Genomic DNA, 1,435 nt, shown 5'->3' on the forward strand with positions numbered 1-1,435 from the left:
CCCAGTCGTGTTCGGAAGATGTATCTTTCTGATACATAGAGTTTTTCATTATTTAAATACTAAACGTTTATCTTTTTCGTTATATAAAACAACATCAATACGAGTAAAATGAAAAAGAACCAATCGTTAAGTTTTTCGTCTATTTTGTCCCATATACCTCGTTCCGTCATGCTTTTAGCTGAAAAGCAGACCCGAGTCAATCACTACTGTAAAGTTTTAAGTGGCGAATTGATGTTTCATCTTTTATTGTATGGTCTGTTGAAAAGAGATAAGCTTAGTCAACGAGGATTAAAAGATATTTTTGAGTCTCAGATGTTCCGTATTTCCTTGAAGTTAAAAGGGAAAAAGAGCATTTCCCACAGTTCTATCTCCGAACGATTATCAATGATGAACTGTGATTTCTTCAAACAAATGTATATCTCTATTTATGATATTTTCAATTCTCTTTATTCCGATAAAGAGATAGCGAATCTAAGTCTACAACGAGTAGACAGTACTTTGGTTTCCGATGTGTCGGGCAAATTGGAAAAAGCACTGACTAATGGCAATTCCAGTTTTAAGGGTAAGATGTTGAAATTTACAATCAACTTTAATGGTATGTTTCCCAGTTATTTTAAGGCTCATAATGAAGAGAATTATGCCAGCGAAGTTTTAGCTCTTACAGAAAATGTGATGGATCATTTCAAAAAAGAGAAAGATCACGCTTCCGTCTACATTGTTGACCGTGGTCAGTGTTCCGCTGAATCTTTCAAAGCGATGTCAGCAGAGGATGGTTTACATTTTGTGGGTCGTCTTCAAGAAAACCGTAGGATTAAGGTTCTTAGTTCACAGGATGTTTTATATAGCGAGTTCGCAGAGGGGGAGTTGGTTTCTGATCAGGAAGTTCAGCTGTATAAGAAAGTGGAGAGAGAAGGCAAAAATGGGAAAATTGTCAGGGATAGCATCCTAGTGGATAAATCTTTCAGGCTTATACGCTTCAAGCCAAAAGGAAAGGGTAAAGTTATCCTATTAATAACCAATATAATGGATTTATCTGCTCAAGAAATAGCAGATATATATCGTCGTCGCTGGGATATAGAAGTCTTTTTTCGTTTTATAAAGCAGGAATTAAACTTCTCTCATTTTCTTTCTTTAAGCGAGAACGGAATAGAGATCATGCTATATATGACGATGATTACTGCGATGTTGGTGATGATATACAAACGAGAGAATCAGTTGGGTTATAGAGATTCTATCCGGAAGATAAACAATGAATTAGAGGAAATGATATTGGAAATGCTTAGGATAGAATGGTTGAGAGATGAATACTTAAGAAAAGAAAAAACGAAACGAAGAGGTTATATAACTGACGAATAAGAATCCATATAAACCTGAGTTTCCTAATAAGGTAGAAAATTCAGACTTAAAGAAATTTTTCTTCCGAACACGACTGGGT

1 protein-coding gene is annotated in these 1,435 nt (G+C 35.3%); it reads left to right on the forward strand.

Annotated elements, in window-relative coordinates; genetic code table 11:
• Positions 1-108 precede the first annotated feature (108 nt).
• Entirely contained in the window at positions 109-1,356 is a 1,248-nt protein-coding gene (locus D0T50_RS13420) for an IS4 family transposase (protein ID WP_163224034.1), read from the forward strand.
• Positions 1,357-1,435 lie beyond the last annotated feature (79 nt).

Origin of the sequence: Bacteroides sp. 214 (genome assembly GCF_010501015.1) — a bacterium.
Classification (GTDB): domain Bacteria; phylum Bacteroidota; class Bacteroidia; order Bacteroidales; family Bacteroidaceae; genus Bacteroides.